Here is a 1,659-nt window from a genome sequence, read left to right on the forward strand (position 1 = left end):
CAGTTAGTACATGTGTGACTGACACACCGCATTCGCGAGCAAGCCCGCTCCCACAGGGGTTACGCGGCGTTCATGCACTCCAGTGCGCGGTCGGCAAGGGTTTTGGCCTGGTTGATCAAGTGCTCGGTGGCGCCAGCCATGTGGTGTTCATCGCCTGTCAGCGTTTGGCGCGTGCTTGCGGCAGTGGCGGCTGCACAGCGCAACAGGTCGCAGATTTGGGCGAGGGCGTCTTCGAAGCTGAGGTCGTGATGCACGGTAAAGGATGGCGGTGGGGTGGGTTGTAGATAATGGCCGAGGGCGCGTTCAAAGATTTCGCGGTCGGGGGTGAAGCGGGGTGGGTCTGGGACGATTTTGGTCATGCGGATATTCCTACTGAAAAAGGAGCCATCCGGATGTCGGTCTCACTCGACAAAAGGGTGGCAGCTATGTGCAGGGTGAGAATACCGGACAGTAGGACTCCAGCCAGACCGAAGTCTGCCTGCACACAGCCGCCATAGAGCAGGTTGCTCGCGGTTGCGGCGCTTGGCGCCTACTGGTTCACAGGTTCTCACACCCGATCGCTGATATGCAGCGACGGAGCGAAGGCTAGCCAGTGAAGTGAGCAGGCGCAAGGCCAAAGGATTGTCTAGGAAACTTCCCGCAAATTAAAGGGATATGGACTGCTGGCCTTTAACAATGCATGTCGCCCAAGCAACACAGATCAACTGTGGGAGCTGGCTTGTCGAGTCGTCGCACCGCTGCGATGCAGACACCTCGGTTTTTCAAGTAAACCCAGCTGATGCCATCGCAGCGGTGCGACGATTCGACAAGCCAGCTCCCACACAAGCCAGTTCCTACAGGGGGTTAGGCGGCGTGCAGGCACTCCAGTGCGCGGTCGGCAAGGGTTTTGGCCTGGTTGATCAAGTGCTCGGTGGCGCCGGCCATGTGGTGTTCATCGCCTGTCAGCGTTTGGCGCGTACTTGCGGCAGTGGCGGCTGCACAGCGCAACAGGTCGCAGATTTGGGCGAGGGCGTCTTCGAAGCTGAGGTCGTGATGCACGGTGAAGGATGGCGGTGGGGTGGGTTGTAGATAATGGCCGAGGGCGCGTTCAAAGATTTCGCGGTCGGGGGTGAATCGGGGTGGGTCTGGGACGATTTTGGTCATGAATGAAACTCCTAAAAGGTTGGGAGCCATTCTTTTGCAGATCTCACTCAACAAAAGGTGGCAGCTATGTGCGGGGTGAGATAACCGGTCAGGAGCACCCGGCCAGACCTAAGTCTGCCCGCACACAGCCGCCATAGAGCATGTTGCTCGCGGTTGTGGCACTTGGCACTCCGTTCACAGGATCTCACTCCTGATCGCTGATATGCAGCGACGGAGCGAAGGCTAGCCAGTGAAGTGAGCAGGCGCAAGGCCAAAGGATTGTCTAGGAAATTTCCTGCAAATTAAAGGGATATGGACTGCTGGCCTTTAACAATGCATGTCGCCCAGGTAACACCCATTACCCGTGGGAGCTGGCTTGCCTGCGATGGCCATAGGTATTTGCACAACTTTTGAAGGCGGCCAATTTTTCCTGTGGCGAGCAGGCTTGCCCTGCGTTGGGCTGCGAAGCAGCCCCAAACCCAGACGCTGAGTTCTTTCTGGAAAATTGCAGTGCCTTTACTGGGGCTGCTTCGCAGC

Annotated in this window: 2 protein-coding genes; both read right to left on the reverse strand. The window is 57.7% G+C overall.

All coding sequences use genetic code 11. The annotated features are described in order from the left end of the window. Nucleotides 1-59 precede the first annotated feature (59 nt). A complete protein-coding gene (locus ACTD9P_RS29530) occupies nucleotides 60-359 on the reverse strand; it encodes a DUF6124 family protein (protein ID WP_438870409.1) in 300 nt (99 codons plus the stop codon). A 484-nt stretch (nucleotides 360-843) separates the two neighbouring features. Next, on the reverse strand, nucleotides 844-1,143 hold the full coding sequence (locus ACTD9P_RS29535; protein ID WP_438870410.1) for a DUF6124 family protein: 300 nt from the start codon (nucleotides 1,141-1,143) through the stop codon (nucleotides 844-846). Between the last annotated feature and the right edge of the window lie 516 nt (nucleotides 1,144-1,659).

The organism is Pseudomonas onubensis, from assembly GCF_965653655.1.
In the GTDB taxonomy this organism is placed as follows: Bacteria; Pseudomonadota; Gammaproteobacteria; order Pseudomonadales; family Pseudomonadaceae; genus Aquipseudomonas.

Coding starts and splice junctions, on each gene's coding strand:
- ACTD9P_RS29535 (WP_438870410.1), bottom strand. CDS start 1,143: ATGACCAAAATCGTCCCAGACCCACCCCGATTCACCCCCGACCGCGAA.
- ACTD9P_RS29530 (WP_438870409.1), bottom strand. CDS start 359: ATGACCAAAATCGTCCCAGACCCACCCCGCTTCACCCCCGACCGCGAA.